The sequence below is a fragment of the Synechococcus sp. L2F genome (genome assembly GCF_024345695.1).
Taxonomy (GTDB): Bacteria; Cyanobacteriota; Cyanobacteriia; order PCC-6307; family Cyanobiaceae; genus MW101C3.
This window is the reverse complement of record NZ_JAGQBP010000005.1, coordinates 1-17,652: the sequence shown is the minus strand read 5'-3', so window position 1 is coordinate 17,652 and position 17,652 is coordinate 1. Positions and strand designations below refer to the sequence as shown.

Annotated in this window: 13 protein-coding genes; 2 read left to right on the top strand and 11 right to left on the bottom strand. The window is 58.5% G+C overall.

Features of this window, described 5'->3' with window-relative positions; genetic code table 11:
* Positions 1–27: 27 nt before the first annotated feature.
* From KBZ19_RS12590 to KBZ19_RS12580, 3 genes are all read right to left on the bottom strand, one after another.
* Positions 28–933, bottom strand: a complete 906-nt coding sequence (locus tag KBZ19_RS12590; RefSeq protein WP_255101172.1) for a hypothetical protein — start codon at positions 931–933, stop codon at positions 28–30.
* Positions 930–4,136, bottom strand: a complete 3,207-nt coding sequence (locus KBZ19_RS12585; RefSeq protein ID WP_255101171.1) for a hypothetical protein — start codon at positions 4,134–4,136, stop codon at positions 930–932. The genes KBZ19_RS12590 and KBZ19_RS12585 overlap by 4 nt, the downstream gene beginning before the upstream one ends.
* A 776-nt stretch (positions 4,137–4,912) precedes the next feature.
* Positions 4,913–5,428 carry a zincin-like metallopeptidase domain-containing protein gene (locus KBZ19_RS12580; protein WP_255101170.1) on the bottom strand — a complete coding sequence of 172 codons (516 nt, stop codon included), beginning with the start codon at positions 5,426–5,428 and terminating at the stop codon, positions 4,913–4,915.
* Between the two features lie 426 nt (positions 5,429–5,854).
* Between KBZ19_RS12580 and KBZ19_RS12575 the strand changes: the two genes are divergently transcribed.
* Together KBZ19_RS12575 and KBZ19_RS12570 are read left to right on the top strand one after the other, a co-directional pair.
* Entirely contained in the window at positions 5,855–6,022 is a 168-nt protein-coding gene (locus tag KBZ19_RS12575) for a hypothetical protein (protein WP_255101169.1), read from the top strand.
* A 15-nt stretch (positions 6,023–6,037) separates the two neighbouring features.
* Entirely contained in the window at positions 6,038–6,376 is a 339-nt protein-coding gene (locus tag KBZ19_RS12570) for a hypothetical protein (RefSeq protein WP_255101168.1), read from the top strand.
* Between the two features lie 950 nt (positions 6,377–7,326).
* Here KBZ19_RS12570 and KBZ19_RS12565 read toward each other — a convergent pair.
* The 8 genes from KBZ19_RS12565 to KBZ19_RS12530 all read right to left on the bottom strand — a co-directional run bounded on the left by KBZ19_RS12565 (position 7,327) and on the right by KBZ19_RS12530 (position 17,493).
* Complete coding sequence (locus tag KBZ19_RS12565) at positions 7,327–8,202, bottom strand: hypothetical protein (RefSeq protein ID WP_255101167.1); 876 nt, start codon at positions 8,200–8,202, stop codon at positions 7,327–7,329.
* Positions 8,195–8,845: an alpha-ketoglutarate-dependent dioxygenase AlkB gene (locus KBZ19_RS12560; RefSeq protein ID WP_255101166.1), complete on the bottom strand. Its 651-nt coding sequence runs from the start codon at positions 8,843–8,845 to the stop codon at positions 8,195–8,197. The genes KBZ19_RS12565 and KBZ19_RS12560 overlap by 8 nt, the downstream gene beginning before the upstream one ends.
* Positions 8,846–9,313: 468 nt before the next feature.
* Positions 9,314–10,306, bottom strand: coding sequence for a hypothetical protein (locus KBZ19_RS12555; protein ID WP_255101165.1), 993 nt, complete (start codon positions 10,304–10,306; stop codon positions 9,314–9,316).
* Between the two features lie 39 nt (positions 10,307–10,345).
* Positions 10,346–12,148 carry an AAA family ATPase gene (locus KBZ19_RS12550; RefSeq protein ID WP_255101164.1) on the bottom strand — a complete coding sequence of 601 codons (1,803 nt, stop codon included), beginning with the start codon at positions 12,146–12,148 and terminating at the stop codon, positions 10,346–10,348.
* A gap of 177 nt (positions 12,149–12,325) precedes the next feature.
* Positions 12,326–14,500 (bottom strand): AAA family ATPase, encoded by a 2,175-nt coding sequence (locus KBZ19_RS12545; protein ID WP_255101163.1) that lies wholly within the window; start codon positions 14,498–14,500, stop codon positions 12,326–12,328.
* Positions 14,501–15,743: 1,243 nt separating this feature from the next.
* A complete protein-coding gene (locus KBZ19_RS12540; protein ID WP_255101162.1) occupies positions 15,744–16,760 on the bottom strand; it encodes a DUF932 domain-containing protein in 1,017 nt (338 codons plus the stop codon).
* Between the two features lie 113 nt (positions 16,761–16,873).
* The gene (locus KBZ19_RS12535) at positions 16,874–17,179 is read right to left on the bottom strand and encodes a hypothetical protein (protein WP_255101161.1); all 306 of its coding nucleotides are present in this window, start codon (positions 17,177–17,179) and stop codon (positions 16,874–16,876) included.
* A complete protein-coding gene (locus tag KBZ19_RS12530; protein ID WP_255101160.1) occupies positions 17,176–17,493 on the bottom strand; it encodes a hypothetical protein in 318 nt (105 codons plus the stop codon). Before KBZ19_RS12530 ends, KBZ19_RS12535 begins: the two co-directional genes overlap by 4 nt.
* Between the last annotated feature and the right edge of the window lie 159 nt (positions 17,494–17,652).

The following is a 17,652-nucleotide window of genomic DNA, read 5'->3' as shown; positions in this document are numbered from 1 at the left end:
GGGAATGTTGATGGGTGGTCGCAAGGATCAGATCTCCAGACCAAGGCGGTTGAGGGCTGCCCGCACTAGAGGCCTGTTGCGTGCTCTCACGATTCGTGACCTCCAGGTCTCCGGAGCTGGCTCCGAGAGGGCCCAGAGCAGCCGGGCATAGGCAGCTGGAAGCTGAATCTCACGCAAATCAAGGATGCCGGTAGCCTCCTGCCAGGGAATCAACAGTGGCCTGCCATCCTCACGATCAAGGGCAAACATCGCCAACACCGCTACATCTGGGGTGATCTCATAGAAGAGGTTCTCAATCTTCCAGAGCAGGGTGTGATCGGGTAGACGCAGCAAGTGAGAACTCACATCCTCAGCGTGAAAGAGCTCGAGCCAGCGGTGAGGTTGAGTTGTTGCCGTGGAGGGCTTGTAGTGCTCGATCCAATCAAATAGCTGAAAGGGATCCCGGTTCCAACTGGCATGGCGGAGCGCCAGGGGGGAGGGGGTCGTGGGAGAGGGTAGAGCTCGGAGTAGATCGTCCCAGGTTTTTAGGCTCACACCAACCCGCGCCAGTCTCTGACGGGCTTGTGCAGGATCCAATGGACTATTGAGGCAGCAGTCTTCTGCCTCAATGCTGGAATCGAGATGCTGGTGCACCGCGGCAAGGTAGGCCCGATCACCGAGGAATCGAGCATTGAGCATGGAGTCAGCCTCAATCACCAGGCTGGGGGGCGCCATGCAGAAGCACTTGCCTGGTCCTGAGACAATCTCTCCCTTCGCCTCCAGTTCATGGAGGGTCTCAATCAGTGCACTTTGGTCAGGAGCTGGCTTGTCTGGCGCCTCCTCCTGCTGGAGCAACTGGGTGATGACATGAAGTGGCAAGGGCCGTGGATAGTGACGATCCACTTCACCCCGATGGCGGGACAGGATTCGAATCAGCTGGTCGTGCATGGTCATTCGCGTTTACGGATTAGGGTGATACCAACTGAGAGTTCGGATTCTGCCTCTGCCCTCATTTCATCGAGCTTCTCCTTATGCTCCTTATGGCTCACCGTGATGACAGGCAGCGCCGTTTCCTCATCAATCGAAAATCGAATTGAATCAGGGGAAACATTCATTTCATTTCGACAGTCATTCATGATTTCCAGAAACTCCTCTGACTGAGCTCTTCTGGAGGAGGAATGCTCTTGGGAAGGGGTAAACTTGACGTGGAAGGCCAGTGCCTGCAGCCTTTTTCCTGTCTCGACTTGCTTTATTCTTAGCGCGTGTTCTTCGCCAGCCTTGACGAGTATCTGGCTGAGGTCTTCTCGTAAAAATACTTTCGCTAGTACCACCCAGATGTCTGTATCAAGGGCTTCGATGCGAATTCCATCTGAAGGAATACCCATGCTCTCACGGACCTTCTGGAAGCTATGTATGAAGTATCGAGTAGCTTCAAGTCGGCTTCTCCTAGACCAGGGGCGAAACGGAACGGGCTCCAGCTGAAGTGTGATCTTGATTGGCTGTTCCTTAGGGCAATCACCATCAGGCTGTTGGGGGGTGTCATCCACAGGGCCTTCAGGGTGTAGCCAGACATCAAGCTTGTTCCTAAGAAGCTTCCGATCGATCCAAGACGGCAGTGCCTGAGGATCGGCGAGGGCATCGACGGCCCTCGCCAACATCCGGTCAGAAAGAGCATGCGGATGAGATGAAAAGCTACCCTTGAATGCCTCGAGTGGTTCGTTGTCAAGCAGGTTGCCAAGCAGCTCAAGGTCTATGCCATCAGGGAAAAGTGCGAGCTTGTCTTTAATGCCCGACCACCAGCCCAGAGTCCGTAAATGCCGGCTATCCTTTCGAAGTTCCAGATAGTAGAGACCGGCAGGCTCGACAAGGAAATCTTCTAAATTGACGTCAATCGATTCGCTAGCTGCAACGAGATCGACTGATTCGGGTGATTGGTTGGAGTTCAAGAGATTCCAGACCTCCAACTGATAGGTAGTTCCTGGACGAAGGCCATCGAGGATCCCATCACTGGAATCCCATGCGATCGACTCCGCTTCGGGTTGCCCCAAACCACAAATCAAATGGAGATCGGGATCACCCTGACGTTGCAGATAGAATTCATAGTGGTCGGACTCTGCAAGGCTGTAGCGGAAGGTGGCCATTTCAATCTCCAGCTCTCCCCTAGCCGAGGCGACTTGATCGACGCTCAGCGATGCTTCGCTGCTGCGTAAATGAATTGTGATTGTTTCGAACGGCCAGAGACCCTTGAGCCGCCATGCAGGCAACCAGAACTCCGTCGCTTCCTCCAAGACAAGAGGTTGAAGTTCTGGGTTGAATGGCCATTCTTTATTTTTCTCCGAGTGGAGCCTGAGAAGGCTGGGGCTAGGCAGTGTTAAGGGGTCAATAGCCATGGCCTCCAGGTCCACCTGCGCCACCTGCTCCCAGCGACGAGGCAGGAAGGGATGCTCTTGCTCCAGCCAAACGACGACGGCAACTCGGGCGGTCTGTTGGATGCAGTCGCTGAGGTCGATGCACTGCCAGTTGGAATCAGCATCCAGAGGAATCAGATCAGCTTCGGCGGTCAGGCATACTCTTCGATCGAGATCATCGACGCGCACGTGAACGTCGAGGTCATGCTCCAGTGGCGGGATCCAGAGCTGCGGAGCCGAACTGAAGATCAGCTGACGGTTGTGGATGCGTTCACCGCGAAGCTCGGGTACTCGAAGGGTTTGGCCGCTCCAGTCCAGGGAGAAGCTGGTATCGCCGGAGCGGAAGGAAAGCTGAACTGCTTCGGAGTTCTTTTCGAGGTGATGACCCCACCAGCCCTTGATGCTGCACCAACGAATGCGTTCCAACACCTCCACATCGGGATGATCCGCTAGGAGGTAGTCCCTGGGTGTAAACACCACCAGTTCCCTGGCAGATCCCAGATCAGTGGAGGGTTCAAGGCGTTCACCATTGATGGGATCGAAGATCAAAATGGGAGATGTTGGATCGACTCCGCAGCAGTTCCACTCGAACGCCACCTCCCCCTCTCCAGCCCCCATCCGCAACTGCCAGCGCCAGAGTTCCTCGATTGCAAGCACAGGGGTGGTTATCTCCCGATCCAGGTCCAGGATCCCTTGGGCAGTGTCGATGTCGAACTCCGCTCCCTCGGCCTCCGGAATGCAGCAAAAGCTCGTGCTGCGGTTCTTCCATTCAGCTCGATAGATGTGCTGTGGGGGAAGAACGAGCTGTATCTCTCCCCGTTCCTCCGGTTCGAGGCGAAGCGTCAACGGCCGGCGCTGCATCGAGCGAATCCGCCTGCCGGTGGAGGGGGTGGGGTTGAAGCGCAGTAATTGTGCAATGGACGACCAATCGCGGAGAAAGAATGCGTTGGGGATATCGAATCCGGCCAGCAAGCTGCTGCGCTGTGTCTCGTCAACAAGCATGCGAGCATCGAGGCCACGGCGGTCAAGCTCGGTGGCGATCATCGCCAGGCTCTGGGTAAGTTCGCCGGAGATCGGTTGGCAGTCCTCTCCGTCCTTCGGACAACTGAGGCTCAGGAACCTGAGGATGGTACCCCAAGCATCGTGTCTGTGGCTGCAGTCATGGTGGAGCAGCTCCGAGATCGCGGCGGGACTGGAATGGGCGATCTCCCACCATCCGTAATCGTCTCTGAGTTCAGATAGCAATGTGGCGAACCGCTCCTGATGCTGAACAGGGATCCCGTTCTGTAAGTAGAGGGTAGCCACATAGAGGCGACGCACTTCTGCGTGATCGTGCGCCTGAACTGCACCGAGCGAAGTAAACCCTTTCCTGAGAATGTCGTAGAAGCAGTTGCGCATCGCCTGGCTTTCATCGATATTCAGACGTGCTGAAAGCTCTTTCCAGAAGGCTTTCTTAGCGCTGCGGTGGTACGCGAACTCAGATAAGGCAATGGTTGTGAGGCGGCACCAATAGCGCTGTCGGTCGACATTGTCGAAGACCTGGGTACAGGCATTGGTTGTGAAGGGTCTCAGACGGCTGAAGTTGGCAGCCGCTATATCCAAGAGAATCTCAGCTGTCTTCTGATCGATCTGAAGAGCACCCAAGTAGCGCCGACCTGCTGGCTGCGCCTGCAGGAGCCCATCAACATCTAGTTCGCCCCAGAAAGCTCGAGCCTGGCCAGGAGCAGCAAAGTCGACGATCTGGCTCACAGGACTAGTCCCACGCCGCGTCCCCTGGCATCGACGGCGGAACTAGACATACGGCTTGACTTGCTCCAAGTGCAATGCGCTCCTTGGTACTGTCCCTCGGAATGCTGCTGTGGAAGAATGGCCACAAACCTGAACTGCGTTCGGCGCAACGTCTGATGTGGAGCCTGAAGCATGGCATTCAGATTCTGGAAACGCTCAGAGAAGCCAAGATAGGCACTCATGGGAAGAACCGTCTCATTCTGTAACAACCCCGCCACTCGATCGGCTGAATTAAGGAGATTTGTAGTGCCAAATACTTCTTTGGGCACACAGCGACCATCATGAGTGCTTCTCAGTCGGGCCTGCTGCACTAGAGCTTCCTGACGTGAGTCTTCCTGTTGCTTGCGATACATACCCACTTGGAAGGCAAGATCATGGGAGGGCTGCCGCATCTCTTCTGTCATACTTTCATGTTGTCGGATGAGCCACTCATATCGACTTCGACATTGCTGCGAGTTGTGCAAGGAGTGAATCGATATGAGATGAAGTAGTCTTACGACTCGGCCTAGTCGCTGAAAGTGTTGCATCATCCAACTGTGGATTCGATCCAATTGATGCTTCGAGTGGCGACTATTGGTCATGAACCTAGCTTTGCGGTAGGAGGCTCAAGTTGTGTTGATCTTCCTGCGAAAAACGAAAATCGCGGTGGTCTGACACTGAGGACCCTCCTCAGTTGTGATCACCTTGCAATGACTTGATGGAGTGCATAGCAAGACCCAGAGCATGCCCCGCACCCTTCAGGCGGGGCGGAGCTCGCCCTGGTGCTCCAGCTGCTCAGACGCTTCCGGGCAGATCAGATCCGCCGCCTGCCGCGCCTCGCTGAGCACCTGGAAGAGCACCTCGGGCGATTGCCTAAGCAGCTCGAACCAGTGGCCGAGATCGGCTACATAGCTCTCGATCTCGCTGCCGATCTCCATTCGATCACCCAGCAGCAAGGCCCCCAGCTCAGCGACCAGCTCCTCACGGGCATAGCGCGGCTTCACGAAGACACCGCCCAGATCCCGCTTCAGAGGGGATTCATGGCGGGTGGAATGGATCTGCTCATGGGCCCAGTTGGCGCAGAACGCTGCCGGTGAGTAGAAACTGGCGCGATCGGGCAGCTGGATCCGATCGATGGCGGGCAGATCGCAGGCCCGATCCCCTCGATCGGCTGCTGCACCACAGCCATGCGCTGACCATGCGGGGCGACAGTACCGCCTGCGCGAGAATCGGCGCTCCGGTCTGATCAAGGCCAGCAGTGCGGTGAGCACCATCCCCACCACCGGGGAGGAGGGAGGGAGCCCATGAGCATCCCGTCCCTCACGATCCACCCCCATTGCCAACGACTGATGACCAAGACCGATAGACGCCGGCTACAGCGTCAACAAGCCGGGTCTCAATCCCGAAAGGGTGGGCCAGATTTCTTGCCGCCGGAGGTCCATTTCCGGATGTCGCTTGACAATCGAGAAGGTGATGGTCAGCACGGCCCAGATGTATGGCTCGATCCGAGGGATCTCTGGCAGTGCTGTCCGGGCCCTCCCCTTACTGGAGCTTCCAGGGTCGGATGTATTCGAGGACGGGGTCGAGGAGGTTGCAGAGGAGGCCTGATGGCATCCGGCTTCTGTTGGTCGTTCGCACGGTCAAGCCACCCTTGCCCGCTCAACCTGCTGAGACTGACTTCACGACCATGCAGAAGACCCATGACCCGCGTAGCTTCTGATCCCTTCCGCCTCCCCCGCGCCGGCTGGGAGTCAGCACCTTCAGCCGGGCTCGCCTCGATTGACGCCAATGGCAACGGTGGATCCTTCAGCGGAGGGGAGTTCGTGGCCGAATCCACCTTCTACGGGGTGGTGGTCTACGCCATCTAGCAGACCCTGCCTGTAGTGCTGCGCACTGAAGCCCTGCGACAGCGGGGTGAGATCGATCGGGCAACCCAGGTGCGCACCATCTCCGTCACGGTGTGGGAGAGCAGTAAGCAGGGAGCGATGGTGCGCGTTGTTCTCAGCGTGGTGCTACTGATCTTCCCCTGGCTGGGCTGGCCGCTCAAGCTGCTCGCATTTGTGGGGATGGGTAAGGCGACGCTGGATGTGTTTCATGCCTTCTGGGATGGGCTGGGCCAGGATCAGCAGGCGCAGCAGTTGGCGGCGGCCCATGACGCCGGCGTGAACCTGCGCCGCTACCTGGATAGTGAGCAGGGCATCAACTCCCGCGGTGTGGCATGAGACAACCCTTGGCCGCCGCTGGGTGGGGTGCCCTGATCGCCCGGCTTCGCGATGCGCTCGCCGATCCCACCACCCTCACCACTGTTCAGGAACGTCTGGCACGTCACAGCGCCGAACTCAGAGGCCAGCTGCCGGAGCTGCTGTTTCGGGTGCCTGATCCGCAGGGGGCAGTGAGCAGTTGGCTGGCGGACAAGGATCCCAGCCACTGGATCCCAAAGGCGGAGGGGGGAAGCGCCGCTCAGGGATGGCAGTTCGAGACGGCGAGCTGGAACCGCGCAAGAGGGGCCGAGCCGATGGATGCGTGGGACGTGAGCAGGGCGCACCTGGATGGGGGTGTTGATGCACTCGTGGCCGAGGGGATGCCTCATGCCATCGGGCCCGAGTGCCTGGAGGCGACGATTGTGGCCGCAGCGTTGCACCACACCCTGTGGCTCCTGGCCCATCGCATGGAGTGGAACCGTGCCGATGCAGCTGGCCGGGAAACGCTTGTGAAGCATGGCCTTGCAAACACTGGTCTTGCAGCCCTCGGTGGAGTTGCGGCCTCACTCACGCTGAGCGTTGCCCTCGCGCTGCACCCGGCGGCCAGGTGTTGCTGGTTGGTCTGTCGGTGGTGGGTCTGGGCCGCTCCCTGCCGACCCCGGCGAACGATCCGTTTGACCTCAGAAGCCGCGCCAGAAAACCTGCCACAACGTGAGGAGCAGATGTGCATAGCCCGACTCGCCGGAGCCCTTGCTGGACTCTGGGCGAGGGCTCCTGGATGCCCTCTGGGCCGAGCGCACCACCGGTGGTGGTGGCGCAGGAGCGGGTCTTGGTGGTTCGCTCCATCGGATGTGGTGATGGAACTGCTCCCAGCTGCCGGAGCGACGAGGCATGGCGGAAGAGGCAAAGGACCTCTTCAAGTTCGGGCCAGTCGAGCGGAGATCTTGCTTTCTTCGTGCGAAGAACGATGTTCAGTTCAGGACGGCGGCCAGGCGGAGCTGCCGCACGAAGATGCGGAACCTGTTTTCGTACTCGCCGCTGTAGATCCAGGCGATCCGCTCCGGGATCTCGAAGCGGTTCTCCATCTCGTGGGGCCGGCTTGGATCCAGTTCAGCCAGCAAGACCGTGGCCTGCCGCGCGGTGAGCAGATCCAGCAGCATTTGCAGGCCTTGGGCACAGTCGCTGTAGCCGGCAAGGTCGCTGGCGAGCACGAGCGTTCCGGGAGACAGCGCATCAAGACGCATCGCCAGACCACGCTGGAGACTGTCGGCATCAACGCCCACGAGTTCGTTTAGGCAGTTCATGGATGTGAAGACCTGAGCCATCTGCAGCCGGCGGTGTTCCTGCGGCGTCAGCGAGGGCTTGAGAAGATCCGTACCCACCCCCTCGATCCTCACCTCTGGATGGCCGGGATAGTGGCGGATGATCGCGCTGGTGATCGGCCAGCAGTCGGACCAGGCCTCGGCATGGCGATCGAGTGCATCAACCTGCAGGCGGCGCCCCCCGGCTTGGCTGTGCAGTGCGGCCAGAGCGATCGCCTCCGGGCAGGGCCCGCCACAGAGTGCGGCCAGGCGCAGTTCCGGCAGCGCAAGCACATGCGCCGCCGCGGATCCCTCTAGCTCCTTGAGGAGATCTCCGAGCTGAAGAGTGTAGTGCCCCAGGTAGCGCAGCAGGTAGGCGGCGCGGAGGATCGGCTCGGCATAGGGCTCGGACGACACGGCAGCGGAAGTGGCGTAGTTCCTGCGTAGGCAGATGTCGGCAGCGCGAAGACGCAGGAGAAAGTCGTGCTCCGGCTCCCCAGGCAGGGAGAAGGTGTCGACAACGGCAGGGATCAGCTGTTCATACATGGCGGATCGCCTCCGGGCGGATCACGCGGAAGGTGAGGTTGATGCGTTCTGCCTTCACACGCAGGCGAGGGGGAACCTGATGCAGCCAGTGCTCCTGGGTGGGGGGATCCATCACGAGGAGATCACCGTGGCCAAGCTCGTAGACCAGCGGTTCGCCTGGATGGAACGCAGGGACCTTCGGCTTCAGGCGGAAGCTGCGGGCGGTGCCCAAGCTCAGGGAAGCGATCGGGGCTGCAGGGTCAAGCTCCGGCTCGTCGTCGGCGTGCCAGTCGAGCTTGTCGCGACCGTCGCGGTAGCGGTTGAGCAGCAGGGAGTTGAAAAGGCAGCCAGCTGCAAACTGCACGCGCTCCCGCAGCTCCTGGAGCAGCGGGGTCCAGGGCTCAATCGGGTTGGCCACCCCGCTGTAGGTGTAGGAACAGCCAGGGTCGCCTACCCAGCAGGTGAGGCGTGGCAGTGGATGGGTGCGGCCGAAGAGGCTGATCTGGTCCTGCTTCCAGCGAACTTCACTTTTCAGGCGACTGCTCAATCTGTCGGTATTGGCCCTAGACCAGCGGGGCCAGAAGCGCAAAGCCAGACCAGGCAGCTGGAGCTGCTGCGGCCCTTCAAGTGCGGGTGAATCGAAAAGCCCCAGCTGAGTATTCATAGGAGAGATAGAGATGAGGCTTCGGTTTTCCAATCTCGCACCAATGACGGCAGATCGAACCCGCCTCGTGCGAATGACGAGCTTTGCAGAGCTGCATGCAAGTCAAGTACAGCCCTGCCGGCGACTGCCATTACCAGCGTAGAAAGCCGGGACCGTGTTTCCTGCCTTGCTGCCTTATCCAAGTCGTTTCTCTCGGAGTGCATTTAAGCCCTAAGCTATGGTAGGGCTTGCTACTAAAGATCGGCATGAGAGAAGCATTGGTATAAACTGGCTTCTCGTGCCTCTTAGCTGTTGTGTTTCAGCACGTTACGCAGCAAAGCAGCCCTCTGAGCCGTTCCTGAGATGAGCGCCAGCCGAGGAGCTAGGCGATGAATGCGACAATGGTTTACTTGATGGCACTGATGTAAAGAGGAATTGAGGCGTTGTCAAGCCAAAGACAGAAGCAATCGCTCAGCTGCTCGTCGTGTGTTATGTATCGATGGGTTCCAGAAAATTCCTCTCTTGCTCAGCCTCCCTTGCATTACTGGCGAATGGAAGCTCAAAACTGATCTCCTGTTCCTTTCTCAAGGCTTGTTCAACAGAACGGAGGTTGCTATCATACAAGCCCATGGATAACTGATGGTGAGCACGCAGGCGGTTGTCAGAAAAAAGAGTGATGCCACTGCCAAGCGAAAAAACCAGGTCTTGGAAGCGAATATAGCGGTCATGGGCAGGGAGCCTAAATTTACGATCGGCCCCTAGACTAATTCCAATTGAGACGCCATTCTTTTGGCCAATGCCAGACAAATGGCGAATTGAGCGCCAGATCTTTTCCTTATCTATTGAGATACGAGACCCTGCATTCTTCTCTTCAAAAAGTGACGCATAGACATTGAGAGAAGTGCAGCCCGAGGATGAAAGTCTAGAGATCAAGTATTCGAGCCCATTCATCCCATGCTTTGCAAGGCAATATCTATCACACAATGTGACTTTGCCTAACTCGTGCGAATAAGGACTAAAGATGCTTCTCCACACCTCGTGCCTGAATAAACCGCTACTTAGATGGAGCTGATTCATGAGAGCAATATGCCGTCGCAAAGCCAGTATCCGAGAAAAGGCAATGGCGTTGGGATGAAGATGTTCTCGACGACTTTCAAGCGGAAGATCTATGCCCTGCACAAATTCGTCTAGCCCAATTTGGACGTCTTGGAGAGAATTTCCGAGACCAGAATCCGCCTTTGAATCAATCCATAATGTTGGAATTGAAAAGGATTGCACATCTTCGCCGGGATCCCCATACTTAACACGGCCATTCGATAGTGCACGCTCCAGTGCAGCTCTGTATCTAGGTTGCAAGAATTCTGGAACCGTATCCCAAAACTTCGTCAGCTCAAGCGGCTTGGCAGAATCAATGTAGAGAACAGTGTGGCCATGGATTTCATCAGCTAGATAAGCATGGGCTGAATTCTCAATGGGAATCAAGCTTTCGTGGTCTACGTCTGCTAGAACTCGAAGAAGCATCTAGAGTAGGCCCTCCATTTCAATCAACTTATCTTCAAAGAAACCAGCAGGCCAATCGTCAAGCATTTCGCCATCTTCGCCAATCCTAAGAATCTTGAGTCTTGATCCTTTGCGTGTAGGATCAACATAGATTACTTTTACGCTGGAGGAAGATATTGCGCCATCTCGAATTAGGCGCCTAACCCGAAGCAGCAGTAACTCGCTGTGCGATTCGATAATCCATTGATTCGGTTTCACCTTGGTGCAAGATTCAACGAATAGGTTCCCAAGTTCTGCTTGGAGGCGGGGATGCAGGTGTAGCTCTGGTTGCTCAACCATTAGCAACTGCCCCTCAGACAAGGCAGCCGTAGTGATGATCGGGATGATCTGTGACAAGCCAAAGCCAACATCGCAGAGAGTATGTCGTGTGTCAGTGGCTAGGTCTGTTAGGGATACCGTGATATAGTTACCTATTACGGAGTCAGATGATTGGATGACTTTCATCGAGTAATCAATGTCTAGGCGCCGTAGCCAATTGTTGCAACTAGCAATGCCGGCCTCGGAAGACTGAAGAATCTTCTTAAGCCATTCGGGAGGAGGGCTGGTGGGAAAATTAGAATATACTGAAGTTGTTGAGTAGAAGCGTTTTGGCTGCGGCCTTAGCGGGCCTATATGACCTATAGTGCCAGCAAACCGCAGAGGAACGGGGAAGCAGCAAAGTAACGAGGCAATCTTATATAGTGAATCTTCAAGGCTATAGTCATCAAGGCCAAAGATTCCCTTAACAACCAGTTTGCGCAAGAATTCTACGCTTGCTTCTGACATTCCTAGTTTGTCCGGTGTGCATCTGGAGCATGTAGACTTGAGCTCGATGGCGCCTTGGAGCGCATTCTTCATTGATTCTGAAACCCTTAACTCAAGCGGCTTCTGAGTCCCTCCCTGAGTAGTTGGACTGTCAACACGGATCAGCCTTTGGGTTCTCCAGGTAATAACTTGTGTGTCGATATCAAAGGCAAACAAGATTCTTGCAAGCTCATCTGAGCGTAAGTCCATCTCCTTAAACAACCAGATCATCTGGTTGCTGAGAGAATGCCTGCACGGATCGGGATTTTCCTCTCCTTCTTCAGCCCACGCTGCCGGCTCAAGAATCAGCAGCCTATCGCTTCTTGTGTTAGCTAGCCATGGAAGCAGTGCATGGCCACCGAAGGAACTTGTGAGTTCCCAAAGGCAGAAGGGTGTTTCCCAGTTATCTGCCAAGAGCCGAAGATCTTCCAGCCACGAAATATAATCAGTTATGCATTCTTCATTTGGAACAAATGCGTCTGATGCCGAGTCTAGCAGATAAGAGAGTAGCCTGGTCTTCTCCTTTCCGTACAGAACATCGATGCGATTGGCTATTGGAGAGTCAGTTGGGCCGGGCTCGGAGAAGTGAAGAACAATCTGATAGCCTGAGATTTCGTCAAGAATACTTGGCAAGGAGCATTCACGAATACAGCTTGGGTGAATGATGCTCTTTCTGGCTTGAAAGCCCAGCGATATTGACCGCCTCAGGGCGCCTTGGCCATGTGTGAAGTTTGCATGACTGCCAAGATCAGTTCTTTGGTTGCATGCCAGCCTGAGCCTATTATCATGCCCCAAGTCTCTTGTATTACCATTCAGGGCTAAAGTGTCTGCAAGCATAAGGATGGCTTGCAGAATAGAGCTCTTTCCGGAAGAGTTTGGTCCGTATAGTATTGTTAGTGGGGCTAGTTCAATATGATTGATGCCTCGGAATGCCTTGAAGTTTCCAATCGTCAGAGAAGGCAGGATTGTTGTGGAGTCCATGTAGTTGATTTGTTCCGGAGGTTGATAACAGTATGCTTGGCAGGATTTCTATGCCACTTTGCTGTGAGGGTTTCCGGCTCGAGCAGTCAGGGGCCAGGAATGATGGCTGGCCAGTGGAGACGTGCTTGCATTGTTCCAGTGTGGCTGCATTCCTTTTGTGAATGGTCATCCTTTTAACTATCTGTAAATATCCAGCACCTCTTTGGCAGTGGTGCGATGTAAGAAGCGTAGATTTTCCGGCTTCTCAATCCTGATACCGGCACCAAAGCGGAACAGCCAGGCCTGCAGATCCCGATCTTCCTCCAGGGTCCAGATCGGCAGATCAATCTCCACTGGGTAGGGATGGCTGTCGCCGGCGGGGTTGGGCTGCAGGCAATGCAGCTTGTCGGCCTTCCAGCCAGCAGTCGAGGTGATGGGCTTGGAGTAGCGGATCTGTCTGGTTGGGAATTTCTGCGAGGCTTCGCGGATGAAGGCAAAGCTCCACTCCTGGCACGAAAACCGAAGGGTGTTGTTGAGCTGCCGTTTCTGTCCGGCTGGGGTTGGGCTGGCCAGGTCGAGCTGAGCATCGAGATCCTCCCCGAAGAAAATGCCGCCGCACACCTGTAGCAGCCGCTCCAGCCGATGCAGGGCCTGGTGATGGGGGTCCTCGTCACGACGGAAGCTGCCGTCCTCCCGGATCCAGTGGAGGCGATCGAGCCGTTCGGTTCGGATCAGCCCGTGTTCCTGGCCGGGATGCCATTCCTCATAGGCCAGGTACCAGGCAATGTTGTGGAAGATCACCTGCAGCGGCCAGATGGTGAAGATGCCATCGGGGCTGTTGGGGTGCGACGACGCTCGCTGGATACGCTCGAGTTGAACTCTGCGGTGCTCCACGATCGCCGTGTCGATCCGGCTGCCGTTGTCTGCTGCCAGGCTGCCGGTGCGGGGGTGCACGATCGAGCGGTTCACCACTGCACGCAGGGGCAGTTTTTGGTCGGCTTCCTTCAGTAGCCCACCCCATCTCAGCCGCCGGCGCAGACTCTCCAGCAACTGCTGATGGGAGGGATCGGCCAGACGCTCGCTTGTCTCCCGCAGCCAGCCGTACACCTCCAACAGCTGGGCACCGGAGAGCACGGCATTGCCTATGGCATAGCCATGGCGGGCGTTGTCGTTCTGTTTCCGGAAGCCGTAGGGCGTAAGCAGATGGCGCACATCCTGCTGGAGGGTGTCTTGCTCCCCGGGCATATAGCTGCCTGGGATCTCTGCCAGTTCCTGGATCAGGTGGGTGGGCAACTTCTGAGTATTGGGCCCAGAGGAGTTCTTTGCTGAGCGCTCCCCCTCTGTGTGGGTGTCAAAGGGCTCGAGCAGGATGTGGCGCAGCAGGGTGAACACCCGCTGGAAGACGGCGAGATCACCGTGGGCGGGGTAGCCGCCATTCACGGGGTCGGATGGGTTGGCCTGGAATGGACCAGGCTCGATCGCCGCTCGGCTGGATTCCTTCGCTCGCAGAAAGCCATTCGCCTCCAGCCAGTCGAGATCACGTTCGATGGCCGCCGGGTCGGCATAGCACTCGCCGAAACCGCCCTGGATCTCGTTCCAGCTGCGCATGTACGCCGCAGCCCTCTCGGCCAGGCTTCCTTCCGGCAGAGGGCTGACGATCGCCTCCAACTGTTCCCGGGTGGCTTCGTCGGTGGCCTCCAGTTCAGGAAAGCAGCTCAGTAATCGAATCAGATACAGCAGCCGCTCAAGATCCAGCAGGCGGGAGTAGGCATGAAGCTTTTTGCCGTTCTTCTTCCCCAATTCCTTGTTGACGGCGTTGCGGATTCGTTTGTCGAGAGCATCCAGCTGGGTCTGCAGAAATTGTGTATCCACGGAATCCTTGCTGGGATCGATACCCACTAGCACCGCGAAGCCCTCGGCTCGGGAGGGCCCGAAGGTCTTGTGGCTGAGCGCCGCGGCCATTTCGCGGATCACCGGCTCTGGTACCTTCCGCGGGCGCGTCTGGTTCCATGCGAGGCACTGCGCTGGTGGGGTGTGCAGCCACCAGCCGATCCACTCCACCGGTGCCGGAAGCTCCAGGGCCTGGGTGAAGGCAAGCCGCCAGGGTCGGCGCGCATGGGTGGCATCGAGGATCACCGGTCGGCCGGCGCGCACCTCCTGCCGCAACTCTTCCAGCAACCGCTCGCGTATGTCCGACCAGGGACCCTGCACCGCGGCATCGCCGAACACCTCGCAGCGGATGCGATCCGTGGAGAGCACCAGGACGGGAGAGGCGCCGGGCTCTGAGAGAAGGGGGGCCAACTGGTGGGCCAGGGTGGTCTTACCGCTGGCGGGAGGGCCGATCAGCAGGTGGCAGCGGACGGGTGCCGTCATCGGCCGAGGTTTGCGAACCCCTATCCATTGTGCATGGCCTCACGTGCGAAGCACGAATAGCGCCGGCGCCCATCCGTGGCCCGTATTGTCTTCGCCGGAAGCGAGCGAGTGGCCCCGGGGTCCAGGATCCTGCAATGGGTGGTGATCAGATGCAACCGCTCCTGAAGTTCCCGTAGGTCCTGAAGCAGCGCATCCCGGTGGATCTTGAGCCGCCTGGCCTAAGCTTCCGCGTCAGCGAGCAGCAGGGCCTGTCTGCACCTGCTACTGCAGTTCGCTCAACATCACGCTGTGGCGCTGGGCGCGGTGCTTGACCACCGCATCCCGGATGGGCCCCCTAGCCGACTCACCTGCTGCCGCCGGCGGCTTGCCTCGACGACCGACGCGATGGGTTGATCCCAAGCCCTTGGTACAGCGCTGCACCTTGGCCGTGAACAGCACGGTGTCGCAAGACTCAATGCCGGACTGGGAGCAGTGTTCCCGGAGGCGCAGCCAGCATCTGTTGCGATGGCCGGGTGCTCTCGGTCGGCGAGATCCCAGACGACGTACTTGCGGCGCCAGACTTCGATCACGAGGTAGAGGTAAAATCACATCCCGCGCACGGTGGCGGCAAGGAAATCCACCAGTTAATCCGATTATGTCCATTCTTCATCTTCTTCATGCTCAGTAGTTAGCACCGGCTGTCGGTTTCGATTTACCGATGCTCTGAGCGAGCGAGAATCGAATCCGGCTCGATCGATTGCTGCTGCCGTTTGACCGATTGAGTCAAGCAACGCCCCGCTGATAGGAGCTAGCTCCCGGCAGAAGGTGGCGATCGTGGTCCAGACGTTGGGTTCGTAGGAAGTCATAGGGATTGTGTGCACCGCTGGGTGCTGATGTTCATGGAATGGGCGGATTGTTGAGTGTCTCTGTGGTGGACGGTCTCCTCCTGGGGGATTCGGCTCTCACACGGGGTGGGTACCCGGGAAAGCCCGCGGGTCTCCTCTGTGCTGACGTGCTCGGGGCAAAAGCCCCCGCCACCACACCTAAGGTTGTTAACCAGATCAAGAGCGCCAGGATGTACGGGATCGGGGGAAGCTCCGGCGCCTCCCGGCTCAACCGAATCCCCCAGAAGCCATGGCACCATCAAGCCGCACCGGTGGTCATCGCAGCCCGCTGGTGTGGACAAAATGGGCAAGGAGGTCAGAGACCTTGCCCATTTTTCGGCTGTTTTCTTCTGATCCCGTATGTAGCCAGCCGCAGGCCATCAACTGCGGGTGGCTGCCAGCGCCAGTTCATGGGCCTGGGTGAGGGTGGCGGCGGCTTTACCGAACCACAGCCCCTCCAGCCGCTGGCGGGCGGCTTCGATCGGATCTCTCGAGCGACCAGCGTCATGAGAGAGGTATTCGGTCACCGCCTGGTAGGCGCCCCACATCGAGCCCTGCACGCCCGGAATGTCACTGCCGATGGCCTGGCCGTCGAACTTGGCGGACAGACCCTCCCAGGCAGGAAGATCCTCCAGCCGCCTGGGCCGGCTGGTCGCCGCATCGCCCCGGCGGTCATTGATCGCTCCCCGCAGCTGATCGGCGAACAGGGTCTCGACATAGCTGCGGAACTGCGCAGCCGTGCAGGGGGCGGCGGCCATCGCCCGCAGTTCGGCCAGTCCTCCGCTGAATTGCTGCCGCTGCAGGTCAATCAGCTCAGGCAGCCGGCTGATCAAGGCATTGGCATTGCGGGTGTGGCGGATGCGGCAGCCCTGCTGGCGCCGGCTACGCGCTGAGGCAAGACCCAGGGCAGCAGAGAGCGTGTTCTTGCACACCACCCGGATGGGGGAGAAGAACACGGAGAAAGCGATCGTGCCGTCATGGCTGGTGCAGCCAACCAGGTACTGATTCACCGCATCACCAGGGAGCACCTCCCCTTCTGATTGGCGCACCCTTGCTGTAAAGGTCACCTTGCGGCCGCCCGCCAGAACGCAGACCGCATCCATGACCGCATCGCTATGGAGGGCCTCGGCGACCCGGATCAACTGCTCGTTTTGCACCACCTCATAGGTGGCGTTCATCACCGAGAGGGTGGTGCCGGTATCGGTCCTTGTAATCGCCTGGTAGCCATCAATGGGCTGCATATCGGCGTCGTAGACGGGGCGGCCGGCGAGCTGGAAGTCGGCGCCACCGAGGCGGAAGGCTTCCCGCGCCGGCAGGGTGCCGTCGAGCACAAGGCCCAGGCGGTGCCAGGCGGGCTGGCTGTTGAGGAAGACACCGGAGTGGAAATCGTGGGACATGGGGTTCACAGCTGCGGCGCACAGGCCGCCAGAGAGGACAAAAAAGCCGGCCTCGGGGGAGAGACCGGCAACAGCTGGGGCGGGGCTCACACCCGCCTGCCCGTTTGAACGGATCAGCTACAGGAGGGGGATGGATTGAGCAGCCGGAAGCGATCGACCACCAGCCGCAGGCCGCAGTGGTTGCCGCATAGCCGTCCGGAGGCGGCCAGCCGCATGCCGGGGGTGGCGTGGTCGCTGAGTTCCTGTGCCTGCTTCCCCCAGACCTCGATCAGCACTGAGAAGCCACCGGCGGACTCTTCGTGCCAGCGGGGGGCGACGCCGGGGACCAGCAGAAGCAGCTCGGCGCGGATGGCGCCGCAGTCAAAGCAGGTCAGCTGCACCGGCAAGGGGGCGGTGCCCGTCAGCACGGTGATATTCATGGCCTCTGGGCTCCATTGGGGCAGCAGGCAGGGGAATCGAGGAAGGAGAAGGCGTCATCCAGGTCCTTGTGGCGCGGTGGGGACAAACTGGCGGCTTCCCGACTGTCGGTTCGGGCGCTTTCGGGCTCAGGGGTAGGGGTGACCTGGAGCTGGAGGCCGCTGAGCTCGCCATTGCGATGCCACGCCATCTGGCGGCCCATGCTCTGCAGGAACAGGATTCCGGAGAGGACGTCATCGTCTTGATGGAGGAGGCCGATCGGAGGGAAGAGGGAACCATCGGGGCGGCGGATGGTGATCTCGCTGTGGAAATGCATGAAAAAAGCCTGCGCAGCAGGCGGTGGAGGGAATTGAGAGGGAGGCAGGGGGTTAGCCAGCTGGAGGCGGTGGACCGGCAGGCGGGAACCAGACCGCTGACTGGAAGGCACACGCGTCAGTGCCCTGGCCCGTTCTCGGGGAAACAGAACCGCAAGGCG

Coding starts and splice junctions, on each gene's coding strand:
- KBZ19_RS12535 (WP_255101161.1), bottom strand. CDS start 17,179: ATGAATATCACCGTGCTGACGGGCACCGCCCCCTTGCCGGTGCAGCTG.
- KBZ19_RS12590 (WP_255101172.1), bottom strand. CDS start 933: ATGACCATGCACGACCAGCTGATTCGAATCCTGTCCCGCCATCGGGGT.
- KBZ19_RS12575 (WP_255101169.1), top strand. CDS start 5,855: ATGACCCGCGTAGCTTCTGATCCCTTCCGCCTCCCCCGCGCCGGCTGG.
- KBZ19_RS12530 (WP_255101160.1), bottom strand. CDS start 17,493: ATGCATTTCCACAGCGAGATCACCATCCGCCGCCCCGATGGTTCCCTC.
- KBZ19_RS12565 (WP_255101167.1), bottom strand. CDS start 8,202: ATGTATGAACAGCTGATCCCTGCCGTTGTCGACACCTTCTCCCTGCCT.
- KBZ19_RS12560 (WP_255101166.1), bottom strand. CDS start 8,845: ATGAATACTCAGCTGGGGCTTTTCGATTCACCCGCACTTGAAGGGCCG.
- KBZ19_RS12580 (WP_255101170.1), bottom strand. CDS start 5,428: ATGGTGCTCACCGCACTGCTGGCCTTGATCAGACCGGAGCGCCGATTC.
- KBZ19_RS12550 (WP_255101164.1), bottom strand. CDS start 12,148: ATGGACTCCACAACAATCCTGCCTTCTCTGACGATTGGAAACTTCAAG.
- KBZ19_RS12540 (WP_255101162.1), bottom strand. CDS start 16,760: ATGTCCCACGATTTCCACTCCGGTGTCTTCCTCAACAGCCAGCCCGCC.
- KBZ19_RS12545 (WP_255101163.1), bottom strand. CDS start 14,500: ATGACGGCACCCGTCCGCTGCCACCTGCTGATCGGCCCTCCCGCCAGC.